This is a genomic window from Pseudonocardia sp. Ae505_Ps2, from assembly GCF_001932425.1.
Lineage (GTDB): Bacteria > Actinomycetota > Actinomycetes > Mycobacteriales > Pseudonocardiaceae > Pseudonocardia.
Map to the genome: position 1 here is coordinate 742,364 of NZ_MCIP01000001.1, position 17,107 is coordinate 759,470.

Annotated in this window: 23 protein-coding genes and 3 tRNA genes; 11 read left to right on the forward strand and 15 right to left on the reverse strand. The window is 74.4% G+C overall.

Features of this window, described 5'->3' with window-relative positions; genetic code table 11:
- Positions 1-33: 33 nt before the first annotated feature.
- From Ae505Ps2_RS03325 to Ae505Ps2_RS03340, 4 genes are all read left to right on the forward strand, one after another.
- Positions 34-708: a response regulator transcription factor gene (locus Ae505Ps2_RS03325; protein ID WP_020623283.1), complete on the forward strand. Its 675-nt coding sequence runs from the start codon at positions 34-36 to the stop codon at positions 706-708.
- Between the two features lie 130 nt (positions 709-838).
- A complete protein-coding gene (locus tag Ae505Ps2_RS03330; protein WP_020623284.1) occupies positions 839-1,249 on the forward strand; it encodes a sterol carrier protein in 411 nt (136 codons plus the stop codon).
- A gap of 92 nt (positions 1,250-1,341) precedes the next feature.
- On the forward strand, positions 1,342-1,626 hold the full coding sequence (locus tag Ae505Ps2_RS03335; RefSeq protein WP_020623285.1) for a hypothetical protein: 285 nt from the start codon (positions 1,342-1,344) through the stop codon (positions 1,624-1,626).
- A 59-nt stretch (positions 1,627-1,685) separates the two neighbouring features.
- The gene (locus Ae505Ps2_RS03340) at positions 1,686-2,786 is read left to right on the forward strand and encodes a CaiB/BaiF CoA-transferase family protein (RefSeq protein WP_020623286.1); all 1,101 of its coding nucleotides are present in this window, start codon (positions 1,686-1,688) and stop codon (positions 2,784-2,786) included.
- Positions 2,787-2,858: 72 nt separating this feature from the next.
- Here the strand turns inward: Ae505Ps2_RS03340 and rplA are convergent, their stop codons facing one another.
- The 14 genes from rplA to rpmG (Ae505Ps2_RS03410) all read right to left on the reverse strand — a co-directional run bounded on the left by rplA (position 2,859) and on the right by rpmG (Ae505Ps2_RS03410) (position 8,246).
- Positions 2,859-3,581: a 50S ribosomal protein L1 gene (gene rplA / locus Ae505Ps2_RS03345; protein ID WP_020623287.1), complete on the reverse strand. Its 723-nt coding sequence runs from the start codon at positions 3,579-3,581 to the stop codon at positions 2,859-2,861.
- An 82-nt stretch (positions 3,582-3,663) separates the two neighbouring features.
- A complete protein-coding gene (gene rplK, locus Ae505Ps2_RS03350) occupies positions 3,664-4,098 on the reverse strand; it encodes a 50S ribosomal protein L11 (protein WP_020623288.1) in 435 nt (144 codons plus the stop codon).
- Between the two features lie 71 nt (positions 4,099-4,169).
- On the reverse strand, positions 4,170-5,105 hold the full coding sequence (nusG, locus tag Ae505Ps2_RS03355; RefSeq protein ID WP_084786191.1) for a transcription termination/antitermination protein NusG: 936 nt from the start codon (positions 5,103-5,105) through the stop codon (positions 4,170-4,172).
- Positions 5,106-5,163: 58 nt separating this feature from the next.
- The gene (gene secE / locus Ae505Ps2_RS03360) at positions 5,164-5,511 is read right to left on the reverse strand and encodes a preprotein translocase subunit SecE (RefSeq protein WP_075310108.1); all 348 of its coding nucleotides are present in this window, start codon (positions 5,509-5,511) and stop codon (positions 5,164-5,166) included.
- A 129-nt stretch (positions 5,512-5,640) separates the two neighbouring features.
- A tRNA-Trp gene (locus Ae505Ps2_RS03365) sits at positions 5,641-5,716 on the reverse strand.
- A gap of 109 nt (positions 5,717-5,825) precedes the next feature.
- The gene (locus tag Ae505Ps2_RS03370) at positions 5,826-6,275 is read right to left on the reverse strand and encodes a MaoC family dehydratase (protein WP_020623291.1); all 450 of its coding nucleotides are present in this window, start codon (positions 6,273-6,275) and stop codon (positions 5,826-5,828) included.
- Entirely contained in the window at positions 6,272-6,739 is a 468-nt protein-coding gene (locus Ae505Ps2_RS03375) for a MaoC family dehydratase N-terminal domain-containing protein (protein ID WP_020623292.1), read from the reverse strand. The genes Ae505Ps2_RS03370 and Ae505Ps2_RS03375 overlap by 4 nt, the downstream gene beginning before the upstream one ends.
- Before the next feature lie 26 nt (positions 6,740-6,765).
- Positions 6,766-6,933 (reverse strand): 50S ribosomal protein L33, encoded by a 168-nt coding sequence (gene rpmG / locus Ae505Ps2_RS03380; protein ID WP_020623293.1) that lies wholly within the window; start codon positions 6,931-6,933, stop codon positions 6,766-6,768.
- A 42-nt stretch (positions 6,934-6,975) separates the two neighbouring features.
- A tRNA-Met gene (locus tag Ae505Ps2_RS03385) sits at positions 6,976-7,051 on the reverse strand.
- A 40-nt stretch (positions 7,052-7,091) separates the two neighbouring features.
- Positions 7,092-7,164: transfer RNA gene (locus Ae505Ps2_RS03390), tRNA-Thr, on the reverse strand.
- Between the two features lie 127 nt (positions 7,165-7,291).
- A complete protein-coding gene (gene rpsN / locus Ae505Ps2_RS03395) occupies positions 7,292-7,597 on the reverse strand; it encodes a 30S ribosomal protein S14 (protein WP_020623294.1) in 306 nt (101 codons plus the stop codon).
- Positions 7,597-7,833, reverse strand: coding sequence for a 50S ribosomal protein L28 (rpmB, locus tag Ae505Ps2_RS03400; protein ID WP_020623295.1), 237 nt, complete (start codon positions 7,831-7,833; stop codon positions 7,597-7,599). The genes rpsN and rpmB overlap by 1 nt, the downstream gene beginning before the upstream one ends.
- A gap of 3 nt (positions 7,834-7,836) precedes the next feature.
- Positions 7,837-8,079, reverse strand: coding sequence for a 30S ribosomal protein S18 (gene rpsR / locus Ae505Ps2_RS03405; RefSeq protein WP_020623296.1), 243 nt, complete (start codon positions 8,077-8,079; stop codon positions 7,837-7,839).
- Complete coding sequence (rpmG, locus tag Ae505Ps2_RS03410) at positions 8,079-8,246, reverse strand: 50S ribosomal protein L33 (RefSeq protein WP_020623297.1); 168 nt, start codon at positions 8,244-8,246, stop codon at positions 8,079-8,081. The genes rpsR and rpmG (Ae505Ps2_RS03410) overlap by 1 nt, the downstream gene beginning before the upstream one ends.
- A gap of 81 nt (positions 8,247-8,327) precedes the next feature.
- Between rpmG (Ae505Ps2_RS03410) and Ae505Ps2_RS03415 the strand changes: the two genes are divergently transcribed.
- The 6 genes from Ae505Ps2_RS03415 (at position 8,328) to Ae505Ps2_RS03440 (ending at position 15,988) form a co-directional block, all read left to right on the forward strand.
- Positions 8,328-9,578: a GTP-binding protein gene (locus tag Ae505Ps2_RS03415; RefSeq protein WP_075310104.1), complete on the forward strand. Its 1,251-nt coding sequence runs from the start codon at positions 8,328-8,330 to the stop codon at positions 9,576-9,578.
- A complete protein-coding gene (gene rpmF, locus Ae505Ps2_RS03420; protein WP_060710513.1) occupies positions 9,578-9,757 on the forward strand; it encodes a 50S ribosomal protein L32 in 180 nt (59 codons plus the stop codon). The genes Ae505Ps2_RS03415 and rpmF overlap by 1 nt, the downstream gene beginning before the upstream one ends.
- A 91-nt stretch (positions 9,758-9,848) precedes the next feature.
- Positions 9,849-10,142, forward strand: a complete 294-nt coding sequence (locus Ae505Ps2_RS03425; protein ID WP_075310102.1) for a hypothetical protein — start codon at positions 9,849-9,851, stop codon at positions 10,140-10,142.
- A gap of 70 nt (positions 10,143-10,212) precedes the next feature.
- The gene (locus tag Ae505Ps2_RS03430; RefSeq protein ID WP_075554165.1) at positions 10,213-13,257 is read left to right on the forward strand and encodes a LuxR family transcriptional regulator; all 3,045 of its coding nucleotides are present in this window, start codon (positions 10,213-10,215) and stop codon (positions 13,255-13,257) included.
- A 180-nt stretch (positions 13,258-13,437) separates the two neighbouring features.
- On the forward strand, positions 13,438-15,138 hold the full coding sequence (locus tag Ae505Ps2_RS03435) for a class I adenylate-forming enzyme family protein (RefSeq protein ID WP_075553401.1): 1,701 nt from the start codon (positions 13,438-13,440) through the stop codon (positions 15,136-15,138).
- A 307-nt stretch (positions 15,139-15,445) separates the two neighbouring features.
- A complete protein-coding gene (locus tag Ae505Ps2_RS03440; protein WP_075553402.1) occupies positions 15,446-15,988 on the forward strand; it encodes a hypothetical protein in 543 nt (180 codons plus the stop codon).
- 7 nt (positions 15,989-15,995) lie between these two features.
- Here the strand turns inward: Ae505Ps2_RS03440 and Ae505Ps2_RS03445 are convergent, their stop codons facing one another.
- A complete protein-coding gene (locus tag Ae505Ps2_RS03445) occupies positions 15,996-16,226 on the reverse strand; it encodes a hypothetical protein (RefSeq protein ID WP_020623463.1) in 231 nt (76 codons plus the stop codon).
- Positions 16,227-16,437: 211 nt separating this feature from the next.
- Here Ae505Ps2_RS03445 and tenA point away from each other — a divergent pair, with 211 nt between their 5' ends.
- Positions 16,438-17,106 (forward strand): thiaminase II, encoded by a 669-nt coding sequence (gene tenA / locus Ae505Ps2_RS03450; RefSeq protein WP_075310094.1) that lies wholly within the window; start codon positions 16,438-16,440, stop codon positions 17,104-17,106.
- The last annotated feature ends 1 nt before the right edge of the window (position 17,107 follow it).

Sequence of the window (17,107 nt, forward strand, 5' to 3'; positions counted from 1 at the left end):
GGACGCGGGTCGGGGCCACATTAGGCTCGGGGCATGCCGCCCGCGCCGACAGCGCCGCACGTCGTCGTCATCGTCGACGACCACGCCCTGTTCGCGCAGGGGCTCGCCCTGCTGCTGGAGTCCCGCGCCGGGGACACCTTCCGGGTCGCGGGCTCCACCACGGCCGGGGAGGAGGCTGTCGCGCTGGTCGGGCGGCACCGGGCCGGGATCGCGATCGTCGACCTCGCGCTGCCGCCGCTGGGCGGGGTGGAGACGATCCGCCGGATCAAGGCCGCCTACCCCGCCACCCGGGTGCTGGCGCTGTCGGGCACCGAGGACCTGGACCTGGCCGCGGCCGCGATGCGCGCGGGCGCCGACGGCTACCTGGGCAAGTCCGCCGACCCGGAGGTGCTGGTCGCCCCGCTGCTGTCGATCGCTGCCGGGGTGCGGGTGCTGCGCGCGGAGCTGCTCGACGCGCTGCTCGTCGCGGCCGACCGCACCGCCGACGGCCTGCTCGACCGGCTCGGTGAGCGCGACATCGAGCTGTGGACGCTGCTGGCCCGGGGCCTGGAGACCGCCGACATCGCGCGCCCGATGCTGGTCAGCGAGCGCACCGCCAAGCGCATGATCGCCTCGCTGCTGCACAAGCTGGGCGCGGCCAACCGGATCGAGGCGGCCGCGCTCGCCGGGCGCTGCGGGCTGCTCGACGAGCACCCGGCCGGGCGCTGAGGGGCGGCACGGCCCGGGCGGGCCAACCCTGGCCCGGTGATCGGCTGCGCGCCCCGGACCACACCGGACACACTCGCCGCGACGCACCGGGCGACCCCACGTCCGGCCCCCATCCCGCGAGGAGGCGCTGATGGCCGTGTTCGCCGACGAGGCCGAGGTCTACGAGTACCTGGGCGGGGTGTTCCGGATCGGCATGGCCGACCCGGACCTGGTCGCGAAGCTGAAGCCGTCGGGCGTCGTCCTGCGGATCACCTACACGAACCCGGACGCGGTGCTCACCGTGGACATGCCGAACTCCGAGATCCACACCGGCGCCGGGCAGGGCCCCGACCCGAACATCGAGCTGTTCATGTCCGCCGACACCGGCAACCGGTTCTGGCTGGGCAAGGTCATCCTCCCGGTCGCGTTGGCCAAGGGCGACGTCCGCGCCAAGGGCCCGGTCTCGAAGGTCCTCAAGCTGCTGCCGATCGCCAAGCAGCTCTTCGGCCCGTACAAGGCCAAGCTCCAGGCCGAGGGCCGGGAGGACCTGCTCAAGGCCTGACCACGATCGGGTGAAGACCCCCCGGCCGTCCGGCCCGCCGCGACGGCGCCCGGCGAGACTGGGGGCCGACCCACCCGACGGAGGCGCCGGCGATGGACGACATCTGGCTGGACGTGCAGGCCTGGCAGCCGCTGCGGGGTGTGCTGCACCGGATGACCGAGATCCAGTGCGACGCACCCGACCCGCTGCCCGACGGCTTCGACGAGTGGCACGACTGGGCCGAGGCCTGCCTGCTGGAGGTCGCGCTGCGCGACGGCTGGCAGCACGGGCGCTACGCGTACACGATCCAGGAGCGGGACACGACCGGCCATCCCGTCCGTGAGATCGGCAAGGACATCTGGGACTACGAGGAGCCGGCTCGCGAGCCGACCGGCTGACCACCGGCGCCGGGCCGCTACCGTCGCCGGGAACCATTCGCGTGACGAGGAGGTCCACGGTGACACGGGGCAGGGGTCCGCTGGCCGGACTGAAGGTGATCGAGCTGGCCGGGATCGGGCCGGGGCCGCACGCGGCGATGATCCTGGGCGACCTCGGGGCGGACGTCGTCCGCATCGACCGGCCGTCGGGCGGGCTGAAGCTCGGGTCCGACTCGGTACCCGACCCGACGGCACGCGGCCGCCGTTCGGTCACCGCGGACCTGAAGGACCCGGCGGGCAGGGAGACCGTGCTCCGGCTGGTCGAGTCCGCCGACGTCCTGCTGGAGGGCTACCGGCCGGGCGTCACCGAGCGCCTCGGCGTCGGCCCGGAGGACTGCCACGCCCGCAACCCGCGCCTGGTCTACGGCCGGATGACCGGCTGGGGCCAGGACGGCCCGATGGCGCCGCGCGCCGGGCACGACCTGAACTACATCTCGCTGACCGGTGCGCTGCACGCCATCGGCCGCGCCGGGGAACGCCCTGTCCCACCGCTGAACCTGGTCGGTGACTTCGGCGGCGGCTCCATGCTGCTCGTCGTCGGCGTGCTGGCCGCGCTCTGGGAGGCGAAGGCCTCCGGGCAGGGGCAGGTCGTCGACGCCGCCATGGTCGACGGCGTCAGCGTCCTCAACCAGATGTTCTGGGGCTTCCTGGCCCAGGACGCCTGGGTCGACGAGCGCGGCTCGAACCTGCTCGACGGGCACGCCCCGTTCTACGACACCTACACCTGCGCCGACGGCGGCCACATGGCCGTCGGGGCCCTGGAGCCGCAGTTCTACGCCCAGCTCATCGCCGGGCTCGGGCTCACCGAGGACGAGCTGGGCCCGCAGTACGACCGCGCCGGCTGGCCCGCCATGCGGGCCCGGTTCACCGAGGTGTTCGCCTCCAAGCCCCGCGACGAGTGGGCCGCGGTCTTCGAGGGCACCGACGCGTGCACCACCCCGGTGCTGTCGTTCGCCGAGGCCCGCGAGAACGCGCACCTGGCCGCGCGCGGAACCATCGTCACCTCCGACGGCGTGCCCCAGGCCGCACCGGCGCCGCGGTTCTCCCGCACGGTCACCGAGACCGCCGGTCGCGGTACCGGCCCGGAGGACGTCGAGGACGTCCTGCGCGACTGGGCCTGACCCCGCAGACGACGACGCCCCCGGTTCCGCAGGGAACCGGGGGCGTCGTCGTGTCAGGCGCTGATCAGGCGATCAGTCGGTCTCCTCGTCCGCGACCAGCAGGTTGCGGGTGCGGTTCGGGTCCACCGGGATGCCCGGCCCGGTGGTGGTGGAGACGGTGATCTTCTTGACGTAGCGGCCCTTGGCGGCCGACGGCTTGAGCCGCAGGATCTCGTCGTAGGCGGCGCCGTAGTTCTCCACCAGCTTCTCGGTGTCGAACGAGGCCTTGCCGATGACGAGGTGCAGGTTGGCCTGCTTGTCGACCCGGAAGTTGACCTTGCCGCCCTTGATCTCGTTGATGGCCTTCGTGACGTCCGGCGTCACGGTGCCCGTCTTCGGGTTCGGCATCAGGCCACGCGGGCCGAGGATGCGGGCGATGCGGCCGACCTTGGCCATCTGGTCCGGGGTCGCGATGGCGGCGTCGAAGTCGAGCCACCCGCCCTGGATCCGCTCGATGAGGTCCTCGGCGCCCACGGCGTCGGCGCCGGCGGCCTCGGCCTCGGCGGCCTTGTCGCCGGTGGCGAACACGATGACCCGGGCGGTCTTGCCGGTACCGTGCGGCAGGTTCACGGTGCCGCGGACCATCTGGTCCGCCTTACGGGGGTCGACGCCCAGCCGCATCGCGACCTCGACGGTCGCGTCGGTGTTCTTGCTGGACGTGTCCTGGGCCAGCTTCGCCGCGGCGAGCGGCGAGTAGAGGCGGTCCGCGTCGATCTTCGCGGCGGCCTCACGATAGGCCTTGCTGCGCTGTGCCATCTGTCCTCGTCTCCTCTGAGGTCAGGTCGTGGTAGGAGCCGCGCCCGGCTCTCCCACGCGTACGGGTGGTGTGGGGGCTCGCTCAGCCGTCGACCGTGATGCCCATCGACCGGGCGGTGCCGGCGATGATCTTGGCGGCCTGGTCGAGGTCGTTCGCGTTCAGGTCGTTCATCTTGACCTGGGCGATCTCCCGGACCTGGGCCATGGTCACGCTGGCGACCTTGGTCTTGTGCGGCTCGCCGGAGCCCTTCTCGACACCGGCCGCCTTGAGCAGGAGCCGCGCCGCGGGCGGGGTCTTCAGCTCGAAGGTGAACGACCGGTCCTCGAAGACCGAGATCTCGACCGGCACGATGTTGCCGCGCTGGGCCTCGGTCGCCGCGTTGTAGGCCTTGCAGAACTCCATGATGTTGACGCCGTGCTGGCCCAGTGCGGGGCCGACCGGCGGGGCCGGCGTCGCTGCGCCTGCCTGGATCTGGAGCTTGATGATCGCGGAGAGCTTCCGCTTCTTGGGGGGCATGTCCGTTCCTCAGTGATCGATGTGCACGCCACGCGGCCCTGCCATGCCGCGGACGTTCCTCACGGGTGCGATCAGATCTTGGAGACCTGGTTGAACCCGAGCTCGACCGGGGTCTCCCGGCCGAAGATCGAGACCAGCACCTTGAGCTTCTGGGCGTCGACGTTGACCTCGGAGATGCTCGCGGGGAGCGTGGCGAACGGGCCGTCCATGACGGTGACCGACTCGCCGACCTCGAAGTCGACCTCGACGGTGGGGGCGCCGCCGGAGGAGGCGGAACCGCCGGACGCGGACCTGCCGGCCTCGGCGTCCTTCTTGGGGGCCTCGACCTTGGGCAGCAGGAACTTCACGACCTCGTTGATCGTCAGCGGCGACGGCTTGGACGTCGCGCCGACGAACCCGGTGACGCCCGGCGTGTTCCGCACCGCGCCCCAGGACTGGTCGTTGAGCTCCATCCGCACCAGGATGTAGCCGGGCAGCACCTTGCGCTGGACCTTCTTGCGCTGCCCGTTCTTGATCTCGGTGACCTCTTCGGTGGGCACCTCGACCTGGAAGATGTAGTCCTCGACGTCCAGGGTCTGCGCCCGGGTCTCGAGGTTCGACTTCACCTTGTTCTCGTAGCCCGCGTAGGAGTGGACGACATACCAGTCGCCGGGCGCGCGACGCAGTGCGGCGCGCAGCTCCTCCTCCGGATCCACGTCCTCGTCCGGCTCCTCCGCGACGGCCTCGGCCTCGTCGGCCTCACCGGCCTCGTCGGTGCCGTCGGCGGTCGGGACCGTCTCGCCCTCGCCGTCCAGCGTCTCCGCCTCGGCGCCGGGGGTGCTGTCGTCCTCGGCCTCGGTGTAGTCGCCGGAGACGGCGTCCTCACCGTGCGCCGCCTCGACGTCGGCGTCCTGGACGGACTGCTCGGGCAGCGTCTCGTCGGCCGCGTTCTCGGCGACGGCGTCGATCGCGGCCTCGTCGGCCGCCTCGTCGTACGCCTCGTCGTACGCCTTGCTGTCGGAGGTCACGTCCTACTCGCTTCCATTGTTCGGTGTCGGTCGGAGCCGGTCGGCGTTCGTACTCGCGTCAGTTGCCGAACAGCAGGGCGACGCCCTCGGCGAACGCCGAGTCCAGCACGAACACCAGCGCCACCATGATCGACACGAAGATCAGGACCGCGATGCTGTACTTCACCATCTGGCTGCGGTCGGGCCAGATGACCTTGCGGAGCTCCGCGACGACCTCGCGCAGGAACCGGGCGAGCCGGGCGAAGAGCGACGGCTTCTTCTCCTTCGTCGCCGCGGCGGCGCGACCTGGGGTGGCGCGACCCTTGCCGGGGGTGCTCGCGGGCCCGGAGGCCCGCCGTCCACGACGGTCGGCGGCGTTGCTCGGGCGCTCCCGCCCGGGCCGCTCCGACTCGTGCTCGTCGCTCACGCGTGTCGCCCTCCGCAGGTGGCGGGCGTCCGCCCGCCCTCGGTCACGTCCTCCGCTTCGGGAGAACCCTCGTCGCTTCGTCCGTGCCGTCTGCCGCGCCGCCGTGATCTCCGGTGGCCTGCGGCGTCGTGGCAGGGGTGACAGGACTTGAACCTGCAACCTGCGGTTTTGGAGACCGCTGCTCTGCCAATTGAGCTACACCCCTTTGCCCCGGTCCACCAGGTGGCCGCGGGGCGGACGCAACGGATCATCCGGTGCGCCCGGCTGGAACGAGTGTACGCACCCGCTCCCGCGGGCCCGTACGCCGGGTCGTCTCACCCGGGGAGGACGACCTCGGCGCGGGCGCGGCCGAGCACCGTCTTCCCCTCGAAGGTCGCCTTGAGATCGACGACGGCGATCCGCTCGCCGTCCTGTTCGCGCACCTCGGCGACGGTGCCGGAGAGCTCGACGGTCGCACCGGTGTCGTCGTCCGGGACGACGACGGGCCGGGTGAAGCGGGTGCCGTAGCTGCGGATCGCGGCCGGGTCCCCGGTCCACGCGGTCAGCACGCGCCCGGCGAGCGCCATCGAGAGCATCCCGTGCGCGATCACACCCGGCAGCCCGGCGACCGCGGCGACGCGGTCGCTCCAGTGGATCGGGTTCAGGTCGCCGGAGGCACCGGCGTAGCGCACCAGGTCGGCGCGGGTGACCTGGACGGTCAGCGACGGCAGTGCGTCGCCCTTGGCGCAGTCCGCGGCGGTCCGCGAGGTCAGCGGTGCACTCACGCGTCCCCCTCGGTGCCCGTGTCCTCGCCGGCGGGGCTGACCAGCATCGAGTGCGTGGTCGCGACCGGCTCGCCCGCCGCGTCGGTGATCTCGCACCGCAGCGTCAGCATGTGGTTGCCGGCCCGGGTGCGCAGCTCGTCGACGTGCAGCACCGTGGTGAGCTCGTCGCCGGCGACGAGCGGCCTGCGGAACGTGACCCGCTGGTCGCCGTGGACCATGCGGGTGTAGTCCCACCCGAAGGCGGGGTCCCGGAGGAAGTCCTCGATGACCGGCATCGTGAAGCAGGTCGAGAACGTCGGCGGGGCCACCAGGTCGGCATGGCCCGCGGCACGCGCCGCGTCCACCTCACGGAAGAGCGGGTCGTCGTCACCGATGGCGACGGCGAACTCGCGGATCTTCTCGCGACCGACCTGGTACGGCCCGACCGGGTCCGAGCTGTGCCCGACCCAGGACTGGTCGACCACCGTCAGCTCCGGGAGTCGCTACGCACTCAGCGGGTCTCGCGGTGCGCCCGGTGGGTGCCGCAGTTCGGGCAGAACTTCTTGATCTCGAGCCGGTCGGGGTCGTTCCGCCGGTTCTTCTTGGTGATGTAGTTGCGGTGCTTGCACTCCTCGCAGGCCAGAGTGATCTTCGGCCGCACGTCCGTGGCCTTGGCCATCGCGGGTGCCTCCCAGCATGTCTCGTGAATGATGCGCCAACGTGGTGACGATGGCCGGACTTGAACCGGCGACACAGCGATTATGAGCCGCTTGCTCTACCAACTGAGCTACACCGTCATGCAAGAAGCCTCGCCGCATGCGGCGAGGCCCCTTGTCGAGCCCCCTTACGGAATCGAACCGTAGACCTTCTCCTTACCATGGAGACGCTCTGCCGACTGAGCTAAGGGGGCGGCAGCACCGGTGTCCCGCGGGCCCCGAGGGGCTCGCTCTCACCGACGGGAAGAACTTTACACCGAGGTTCCAGGGCCCCGAACGGGGGGCCCCGGAACCCGGTCACCGCACGTCAACCACGGTTCGTCACCAGCTCGACTTGCGGACACCCGGCAGTGCGCCGTCGTGCGCGAGCTCGCGCAGGCGGACCCGGGACACCCCGAACTTGCGGAGGTGTCCGCGCGGACGGCCGTCGACCGAGTCGCGGTTGCGGACCCGGGTCGCGCTGGCGTCGCGCGGCTGGCGGCGCAGCTCGGCGACCGCGGCGGCCCGCTCGGACTCCGGCGTCGTCGGGCGGGCGATGATCGCCTTCAGCTCGGCGCGGCGCTCGGCGTAGCGGGCGACGATCGCCTTCCGCCGCTCGTTCTTCGCGATCTGTCCGGTCGTGGCCATCAGACCTTCACCCCGTTCGCCCGGACCTTCGCCACCGCGGCGGAGACGCCGATCCGGTCCACCGTCCTGATCCCCTTGACCGAGAGCGTGAGCTTCACCCAGCGGTTCTCCTCGGCCAGCCAGTAGCGGCGGGTCTGCACGTTGGGGTCCCAGCGCCGGCTGGTCCGCCGGTGGGAGTGCGAGACCGACTTGCCGAAGCCCGGCTCACGGCCGGTCAGGTCACAGCGCTTGGCCATCGCTCACCGTCCCGCGTGCGGGTAGGGCAGCAGGGCCATCTCCCGCGCGTTGCGGATCGCGGTGGCCACCTGCCGCTGCTGCTGGCCGGTGAGTCCGGTCACCCGGCGGGCGCGGATCTTGCCGCGGTCGGAGATGAACGTGCGCAGCAGCGCGGCGTCCTTCCAGTCCACGTGCTCGATCCCCCGCTGCTTCAACGGGTTGGCCTTGCGGCGCGGCGCGCGCACCGGCTTGGCGCGTGCGGGCATCAGCGCTCCTCCTTGAACTCGACGTGCCTGCGCACCTTCGGGTCGTACTTGCGCAGGACCAGGCGGTCGGGGTCGTTGCGGCGGTTCTTGCGGGTCACGTACGTCGTGCCCGTCCCCGCCGTCGAGCGCAGCTTCACGATCGGCCGGACGTCGGTCGACTTCGCCATCGCGCCCCTCCTCTCAACATGGGAATCGTTTTCGTTTACGATACACCGGACCGCGACCACGTCCGACTCCGGGAGGAAGACATGACCGAGCTGGTGGTCCTGTGCGGGACCGAGGCCGACGGGGTGGAGCGGACGATCACGCGGATGCGCGAGCTGGACCCGGGTGTCGTCGTGCTCCACCACGACCTGCGCGACCTGGGCCGCGGTGTGGTGCACCGGCGGCTGCGCGACGCGGACCGCGACGAGCGCACCGTCCTGGAGCTCGCCCACGGCTGTGTCAGCTGCACCATCCGCGAGGACGTGCTGCCGACCCTGGCCGCGCTGTCCGGGACGGTGGACCGGGTGGTGCTGCACCTGGACCCGCGTCTGGAGCCCGAGCCGGTGTGCTGGGCCCTGGGGGCGGTGGTGTTCGAGCCGCCGGGGCGCGAGGCCTGTACCGCGACCGACCTCGTCGACCTGCGCGGCGTGGTGGCCGTGCTCGACCCGGACAGCTGGCTGGACGACGCCACCGGGGACGCGACGCTGCCCGAGCGCGGGCTGTCCACGCTGCCCGACGACGAGCGGACCGTCGCCCAGCTCGCCGTCGGCCAGGCCGAGTTCGCCGACGTCCTGGTGCTGACCCGCGCGGTCGGGCCCGGGGGTGCGGACCGGACCGCCGCCGTCCTGGACCGGCTGTGCCCGACCGCACCCCGGCTGCTCGCCGGACGTGCCGACCACCGGGTCTTCTGCGACGGGCTCGGCCCCGAGTCCCGCCGCGGCGTCCCCGGCGGGGTGCACGACCCGCTGCTGCGCGGCGCACCCCCGCTGGACGCCGCCAGTGGCGTCCGCACCCTGCTGTTCTCCGCCCGTCGCCCGTTCCACCCGGACCGGCTGCACGAGGCCATCGACAGCCTGCTCGACGGCGTCGTCCGGGCCCGCGGCCGGATCTGGCTGGCCACCCGGCCGGACGCCGTGCTGTGGCTGGAGAGCGCGGGCGGCGGCATGCGGATCGGGCACGCCGGCGACTGGCTCGCCGGTGCCGACGAGCAGGCCTGGACCGAGGCGGGCGACCAGCGCCGGGCGATGGCCGCGCTGGCCTGGCACCCGCGCTGGGGTGACCGTGCCCAGGACGTCGTCGCGATCTGCCACGACGCCGACCCCGACGAGATCGACGCGGCCCTGCGCGCCGCGCTGCTCACCGACGCCGAGATCGCGGCCGGCGAGGACGCCTGGTCCGCGCTGCCCGACCCGTTCGGCTGGGCCCACGACGAGCCCTGCGCCGAGTCCGAGCCCGTGGGGCCCGCCGCCCTGGACGACCCCACCGTCCGTTCCGACCGAGAAGGAGACCTCTGATGGCCGTTCCCAAGCGACGGACGTCGCGATCGAACACCCGGCACCGCCGGTCGCAGTGGAAGGCGACCACGCCCGACCTCGTGCCGGTCACCCTGGAGGGACGCCGACACCTGGTGCCGCGCGCGCTCGTCCCGGCCTACCGACGGGGTCTGCTGCCGCCGCCCACCGGGCGGGACTGAGGAGACCCCTTACCCGCGGGCCCCGCGCGGCCCGCGGGACGGCGTGATCGCCCGATGCCCGGGCGGTCCCCTCAGCCGCAGTGTCGTCACCATGCTGATGACACACATCCCGATGGACTCCCTCGTCGCCCTCGCCGAACAGCGGCAGGCCCGGCTGCGGGAGGAGGCGGACCGGTACCGCGCGGCGCGGCTGCTGCGCGGCGCGACCGGCCCGTCGGCGGTGGGACGGCTGTGGCTGCGGCTACGTGCTCGACTCACCGCCGCCCGGCGGCCGGGACGGGCCCCCGGGCCGGCCGGGCCAGCGACGCTCCCGCCCGGAGCCACCGCGGCCGCACCGGAACCGGGCCGTGCGCCGCACCCGGTGCGGGCCGGGTCGCGTGGCTGAGCCGCGCGTCCGGGCCGGGCCCGCCGTCGTGGGCCCGGGAGTGTCGGTGTCCCGTGCCACGATGCGCTCCATGACGGCGGCAGCGACCCACGGGGGCGGCCCCACCGGCCCGGACACGGACGAGCTGGTCGGCCGTGCGGAGGAGCTCTCCGGACTGCTCCGCGACCTCGACGCGGCCCGGGCCGGGCGGGCCCGCGCCGTGCTGCTCGCCGGGGAGGCGGGGATCGGAAAGTCCCGGCTCGCCGCCGCGCTCGGCCGGGCCGCCGCGGAGGCGGGCGTGCAGGTCGTCGTCGGGCGGTGCCTGGACGAGGGCGGCGCCGCACTCCCCTACCTGCCCTTCTCCGAGGTACTCGGCGCGCTGGACCGGGCGGGCACCGCGCTGCGGCCGGTGCTGCACGGGTTGCTGCCCGGTGCGGCGGAGGCACCCCGCCCCGCCGCGGGCGACGGGGACTCAGGGCGCCTGCAGGTGTTCGACGCGGTGGCCGGTGCCGTGCGCGACGCGGCCGCGGCGGCCCCGCTGCTCGTCGTACTGGAGGACCTGCACTGGGCGGACCGCTCCACCCGGGAGCTGCTCGCCTTCCTGCTCGCCCGGCTGGGCTCGCAGCGGCTGCTGGTGCTGGGCACCTACCGCTCCGACGACCTGCACCGCAGGCATCCGCTGCGCGCGTCGCTGGCGGAGCTCGTCCGACTGCCCGCCGTCCGTCGGGTCGAGCTCGGGCCGCTCGCGCCCGACGCCGTGCTGGCGCTGGTCCGGGCCCGGGCGGCCACCGGGGGCGTCGACGAGGCCACCCTGCGCCGGATCGCCGCCCGCAGCGAGGGCAACGCCTTCTACGCCGAGGAGCTCGTCGCGGCGGGGTCCGACGGGCTGCCGGGCGGACTGGCCGACGTGCTGCTGACCCGGCTGGACCGGCTCGGCCCACCGGCGCGGGAGGTGCTGCGGGTGGCCTCGCTGGCCGAGCGGAGCATCTCCCACGACCTGCTGCGCGACGCGGCCGGGCTCTCCGCGGCCGATCTGGATGCGGGCCTGCGGGAGGCGGTGTCGCACCACCTGCTCGTCGCGGATCCGGCGCCCGGCGCGGAGTCCTACGCCTTCCGGCACGCACTGCTCCGCGAGGCCGTGCACGACGACCTGCTCCCGGGCGAACGGGTACGGCTGCACTCCCGGCTCGCCGCGCTGCTCGCCCGCCGGGACGACGCCCCCGGGGTGGCCGCCGCGCTCGCCCGGCATTCGCTGGCCGCCCACGACCTGCCGCGGGCGCTCGCGGCGTCGGTACGAGCCGCCGAGGAGGCCCGCCGGCGGCACGGCCCGGCCGAGATGCTGGCCCACGCCGAGCGGGCACTGGAGCTGTGGTCCGCCGTCGAGGACCCCGAGCGGCTCACCGGGGTCACCGAGAGCGCGCTGACCCGGGAGGCGGCCTGGGCGGCGAGCGCCTCGGGCGACCCGGAACGGGGCACCACCCTCGGGGCCCGGGCGGTCCGGGTCGCCGACCTCGGCGGGGATCCGCGGGTCAGGGCCGAGGCGCGCCGGCACTACGCGATGCGGCTGCTCGACAGCGGGTCCCGGGTGGACGCGGCGGTGGCCGCGGCCACGGAGGCCGTCGAGCTGCACTCCGGGGGCCCGCCCGACACGGAGCTGGCCTGGTCGCACGCCGTGCTCGCGCGGGCGCACCTGAACGCCGACCACGCCGAGCCCGCCTGGTCGCACGCCCGCGCGTCGCTGGCGGTGGCCCGGGCGGTGCACGACACCGCGCCCCCCGCGGACGGGTCGGCCGGGTACCGCGACCTCAGCGCGGTCTGCGCGGACGCACTGATCACCCTGGCCTTCTGCGCCCGGCTGGAGGGGGACCCGCAGGCCGCCCGGGACCGGCTCGCCGGGGCTGCCTCGCTGGCCGCCGCCTCCGGGAACCAGGTCGTCGAGCTGCGGACCGTGTGGAACCGCGGGGTGTCGTTCGTCGAGGACGGCCTGCTCGACGCCGCCGCCGAGGAGTTCGCCGAGGGGGCCCGCCGGGCGGCCGCGTACGGGCTGCTCTGGGGCGGGTACGGCCTGGAGTTCCGGATCGCGCAGGTCCGCGTCGACGTGCAGCGCGGGGAGTGGGACGCCGCCGTCCGCACCGCGGCGGACGTCGACCCCACGCTGCCGCTGCGCGTCACCGGGATGCTGGCGGTGGCGGGCGCGGTGGTCGGTGTGGCCCGCGGAGACCTCGACGACGCCGAAGAGCTGCTCGCCGCGCTGGCCGCCGAGCCGCCGGCGCACGACCAGGCCGCGTTGTTGCAGGGCGTCGTCGGGGCCGAGTCGGCGCGCTGGCGCGGGGATCCCGCCCTGGCCGTGGACCGGGTCGCCGGCGCGCTCGGGGTGCTGCGGGCGGAGTACCCGCACCACCTCGGCGAGCTGGCGCTGTGTGCGCTGGGCGCGGCGGCCCGGGCCGACCTCGCGGAGGCGGCCCGTACAGCGGGCGACCCGGCGGGGGCCGACGCGCACGCCGGGGCGGCGACCGGGCTCGTCGACGAGGCGGCACGCACCGCCGAACGCGGCCTGCCCCGCGGCACCTCGGTCGGGCCGGAGGGCCGGGCGTGGCTGGCCCGGGCCAGCGCCGAGGCCGCCCGGGCCCGCGGCGACACGGCGCCGCAGGTCTGGGACCCCGTCGTGGAGACCTTCGCCGGGTACGGCGACCTCTACCGCGCCGCGGAGGCCCGGTGGCGGCGGGCCGAGGCCCTGCTCGGACGGGCGCACCGCGGTGGCCCCGGCACCGACGGCGAGGCCGACCGCCGCGCCGCCGCCGAGGACCTGGCGGTCGCCGCGTCCGAGGCCGACCGGCTCGGCGCCCGCCCGCTCGCCGAGGCCGTCGCCGCGCTGCGGGTGCGGGCCGGCGACGGTGGTCCCCGGCCCGGTCCGGCGGCCGGCGCCGGTGGTTCCCCGCTCACCCCGCGCGAGCACGCGGTGCTGGAGCTGGTCGCGCACGGGCTGACCAACCGGGCCGTCGGCGAGCGGCTGTTCATCTCCGAGAAGACCGTGAGCGTGCACCTGTCCCGGGCGATGGCGAAGCTCGGCGCCTCCGGCCGCGCCGAGGCGGTCGCGCTCGCACACTCCCGGGGTCTGCTCTCCCCACGGGAGTGAACCCGTGCCCACCGGCTGTCCCCTCCGGACCGGACCGGGCCCGTGCGGGCCGTGACGTGCGCCACCGGTCGTACCTAGGGTCGGTCGCACCGCACGTCACCGGCAGACCGATGGAGGTCGCATGGTCGCCCACGGGGTCGTCCCGCCGTCCCGGACCGGCAACGGAGCGGGGGTGACCGCATGATCGCCCGCTCGCCCGCCCCGGACCTGGACGTGCCCGCGCTGCCGGCCTCGGCGACGATCCGCGGCGCCGCCGAGCGGTTCGGCGACACCACGGTGCTGCACCAGGCCGGGCACGAGCTCTCGTTCCGCGGGCTGCTGGAGCGTGCCTCGGCGTTCGCGCACGCGCTGCACGCCGACGGGGTCGGCCGCGGCGACGTCGTCGCGCTGCACCTGCCGAACTGCCCGCAGTACGCGATCGCCTACTGGGGGGCGCTGCTGGCCGGGGCCACCGTGACCCCGGCGAACCCGCTGCTCGCCCCGGACGACCTGGGGGCACAGCTCGCCGACGCGGGAGCCGTCGTCGTCCTCAGCTGGGAGGCGGCGCTGCCCGCGGCGCTCGCCGCACGGCCGGCGACCTCGCTGAAGCGCGTGCTCGTCACCGGCGCCCACGGGGACCCGGAGCAGCCGGGGCCGGAGGTGACCGGGCTCGGTGCGTACCTCGACGGCAGGCCGTCGACACCGCCGGGCACCGACCTGGAGGTGGACCCGGACCGCGACCTCGCCCACCTGGCCTACACCGGTGGCACCACCGGCCGGTCCAAGGGCGTGCGGGTCACCCACCGGCACGTGCTCACCAACGCCCTGCAGGCCGCCTGCTGGGGCACCGGCGCCCGGCCGGACGTGACCGTCACCGGGTACGGGCCCGGCGTCGTCCTGGCCCACCCCGGCCCCGTCTCGGAGTTCCCGACCCCGATCGGCACCGGACGGGCGATCGGCATCGCCCCCTGGTTCCACGCGATGGGGACGATCGGCGGGCTCAACGTCCCGCTGCTCACCGGGACGACGACCATCGTGCACGCCCGCTTCGACCCGCGCGCCTACCTGGCCGACGCCACCCGGTTCGCCGTCACCACGCTGTCCGGGGCGCCACCGGTGTACGCCGCGCTCCTCGCCCACCGCGAGACGGCCGGGGACCTGTCGTCGGTGCGGTCGCTGACCTCGGGCGCGGCGCCGTTGCCGGCCGAGATCATCCGGGCGCTGCGCGACTGGCTCGGCGAGGACCTCGTCATCTCCGAGGGCTACGGCCTGACCGAGGTGACGATGGCCGCCACCCTCGGCCCCGCCGCCCGTTCGGCGGACCGGCGACCGGGCACCGTCGGGCTGCCGGTCGCGGGCACCGAGATCCGCATCTCCGGACCGGACGGTGAGGAGCTCGACGCCGGGGCCGAGGGCGAGGTGTGGATCCGCGGGCCGCAGGTCACCGGCGGCTACCACCGGCGCCCGGCCGAGACCGCGGCCGCCTTCGACGGCGACGGGTGGCTGCACACCGGCGACGTCGGCGTCCTCGACGAGGACGGCTACCTGCGCATCGTGGACCGGCTCAAGGACATGCTGCTCCACAAGGGCTACAACGTGTACCCGCGCGACCTGGAGGAGCGGCTGCTGGCGCTGCCCGGCGTGACCGGTGCGGCCGTCGTCGGGCGCCCGGTCGGGGTCGACGGCGAGCACCCGGTCGCGTTCCTGACCACCGCGCCCGATGTCGACGAGGACACGGTCCGCGCCGGCGTCGACGGGCTGAACGAGCGTCTGCTGCCCTACCAACGTCTGCGGGAGGTGCACCTGGTCGGGGCGATCCCGGTCTCGGCGGCGGGCAAGGTGCTCAAGCGGGACCTCCGCGAGCAGCTGCCGACGCCGCCCCCGCGCGCAGCAAAGGAGTGATGCACAGCCACGCTACGTGAGTGAAAGACCGCTACACGGGTGGGCGTGTACCCCCAACGAGTGGAGTAGTCACTCCGACGGTTGGCGCAGGGGGTGACCGGATAACAGGGTGGTCGTACGACACGACAGACGGGTGGAAGCAGGAGCCGGCGGCGCGCACCGGGTCCCGAAGAACCCCGTATCGACTCCCCCGAGATCGTGGTGATCGTCATGTCCGCGCCAGCCGTCCGCATCCCCAGCCCGCGCCGCCCCCCTGGGCGCTGTCCCCGCCACCCCGTCGGTCCCCGCACCGCGGGTCGGTGGGGCCGTGCCGACGGACCGGGTCGAGGGGCGGCACCGTCGTCGCGAGGACCACGTCGACCTGCCCGCGCCCCGCCGGGAGCGTCCGCGGTCGACCTCCCCGCAGGCACCGGGCGTCCCCGCACCGCGGCCGGCGTCGCCGGGTTCGTCGGCGGGGCGTGCGGGTGCGGCGCAGCAGCACCGAACCACGCAGCAGCAGCGCGCCACGCAGCAGTACCGCACCACTTCGGCTCCGGCTCAGCGTCCGGCCCCGGCTCCGGCCCCGCGTCCGGCCGGCACGCCCACGCTGCCCACGGGCAGTCCCGTCCCGGCACCCCGTACCGGCACTCCCGACCGGCCGCACGGCGTCGTCGCGGCTCAGGCCGCCGCCGGGGACGGACGCGCCGACGGGCCGTCACCCGTCGCCCGCACCCTGGACGTCCTGGGCCGGGTCGGCAGCATCACCACGATCGCGGCCATGCTGGTCCTGTCCGCCGCGCTGGCCGGGCTCGCCGACGACACCCCGCCGACCGGAGCCGCAGCCGAGGTCGCCGTGACGACCCTGCGCTGAGCAGGGGTCAGGCCGCGTCGGAGCGCGTCGCCCGCTCCGGCGGTACCGCCTTCATGACATGGTCCACCAGGTTCAGGACCATCCGGTTGCCGCCGAGACGGTATCCGAAGTCCTCCCAGCCGAGCAGCTCGCGCGAGATCAGCTCGCCGACCGGTCCGGGGTAGATCCGGGTCGCACGGAACGCGGCCGCGCGGATCCGCATCTTCTCGTGGTGATCCATGGGCTGCGGGTCGGTCATACCCTCACCTCCACGTCAGGGGGACTGGACGTGGCGCGTCCTCCACACTGAGTGGCTCGCCTGCCCTCCATGGTGACACCCCCACGCCCGAGCAGCAGACGACGTGCGCAGGATCTCAGGCCCCGCGTCACCGCGGTGTTCCTCCCCGGTCACGCCGACGTTGCACGGGCGATCACCCGACCGGCCGGGCCCCGGTGGCTACCGTGACCGCATGGCCGACCGCACCCGGGACCTGCTCTGGTCCGACGTCGACACCCTGTACCAGGCGATCCTCGCCCACCCGTTCGTCACCGGGCTGACCGACGGCTCGCTGCCGCACGAGACGTTCCGGCACTACATCGTCCAGGACGCGCACTACCTGCGCGGCTACGCCACGGCGCTCACCGTGTGCGCGGCGAAGGCCCCGAGCGACGACGACACCCTGATGTTCGCCGAGCACGCCGCCGGCGCCATCGCCGCCGAGCGCGAGCTGCACGCCGACCTGCTCGGCGCGCTCGGACTCACCGCGGAGCAGGCCCGCGAGATCCCGGTCGCCCCGGCCACCCGCGCCTACGTCAGCTACCTGCTCGCGACCGCGTACGGCGGGTCCTACGCCGAGGGCGTCGCCGCGGTGCTGCCCTGCTACTGGATCTACGGCCGGGTCGGCGAGCACCTGGTCGGCGCTGGCTCCCCGGACCCGGTCTACCAGCGCTGGATCGACATGTACGCGGGCGAGGAGTACCACGCAGTCGTCGAGGCCGTGCTGGACGCGACCGACCGGGTCGGCGCCGCCGCGTCGCCGACCGAGCTCGGTCGCATGCGTGAGCACTTCACGACGACCTCGCGCTACGAGTGGATGTTCTGGGACGGCGCGTACCGCCGCGAGACCTGGCCGGTCTGAC

Coding starts and splice junctions, on each gene's coding strand:
- Ae505Ps2_RS03335 (WP_020623285.1), top strand. CDS start 1,342: ATGGACGACATCTGGCTGGACGTGCAGGCCTGGCAGCCGCTGCGGGGT.
- Ae505Ps2_RS03425 (WP_075310102.1), top strand. CDS start 9,849: ATGCTGATGACACACATCCCGATGGACTCCCTCGTCGCCCTCGCCGAA.
- Ae505Ps2_RS03445 (WP_020623463.1), bottom strand. CDS start 16,226: ATGACCGACCCGCAGCCCATGGATCACCACGAGAAGATGCGGATCCGC.
- Ae505Ps2_RS03415 (WP_075310104.1), top strand. CDS start 8,328: ATGACCGAGCTGGTGGTCCTGTGCGGGACCGAGGCCGACGGGGTGGAG.
- rplA (WP_020623287.1), bottom strand. CDS start 3,581: ATGGCACAGCGCAGCAAGGCCTATCGTGAGGCCGCCGCGAAGATCGAC.
- Ae505Ps2_RS03430 (WP_075554165.1), top strand. CDS start 10,213: ATGACGGCGGCAGCGACCCACGGGGGCGGCCCCACCGGCCCGGACACG.
- rpsR (WP_020623296.1), bottom strand. CDS start 8,079: ATGCCCGCACGCGCCAAGCCGGTGCGCGCGCCGCGCCGCAAGGCCAAC.
- Ae505Ps2_RS03325 (WP_020623283.1), top strand. CDS start 34: ATGCCGCCCGCGCCGACAGCGCCGCACGTCGTCGTCATCGTCGACGAC.
- rpmF (WP_060710513.1), top strand. CDS start 9,578: ATGGCCGTTCCCAAGCGACGGACGTCGCGATCGAACACCCGGCACCGC.
- Ae505Ps2_RS03435 (WP_075553401.1), top strand. CDS start 13,438: ATGATCGCCCGCTCGCCCGCCCCGGACCTGGACGTGCCCGCGCTGCCG.
- rpmG (WP_020623293.1), bottom strand. CDS start 6,933: ATGGCCAAGGCCACGGACGTGCGGCCGAAGATCACTCTGGCCTGCGAG.
- rpmB (WP_020623295.1), bottom strand. CDS start 7,833: ATGGCCAAGCGCTGTGACCTGACCGGCCGTGAGCCGGGCTTCGGCAAG.
- rpsN (WP_020623294.1), bottom strand. CDS start 7,597: ATGGCCACGACCGGACAGATCGCGAAGAACGAGCGGCGGAAGGCGATC.
- Ae505Ps2_RS03330 (WP_020623284.1), top strand. CDS start 839: ATGGCCGTGTTCGCCGACGAGGCCGAGGTCTACGAGTACCTGGGCGGG.
- rpmG (WP_020623297.1), bottom strand. CDS start 8,246: ATGGCGAAGTCGACCGACGTCCGGCCGATCGTGAAGCTGCGCTCGACG.
- tenA (WP_075310094.1), top strand. CDS start 16,438: ATGGCCGACCGCACCCGGGACCTGCTCTGGTCCGACGTCGACACCCTG.
- rplK (WP_020623288.1), bottom strand. CDS start 4,098: ATGCCCCCCAAGAAGCGGAAGCTCTCCGCGATCATCAAGCTCCAGATC.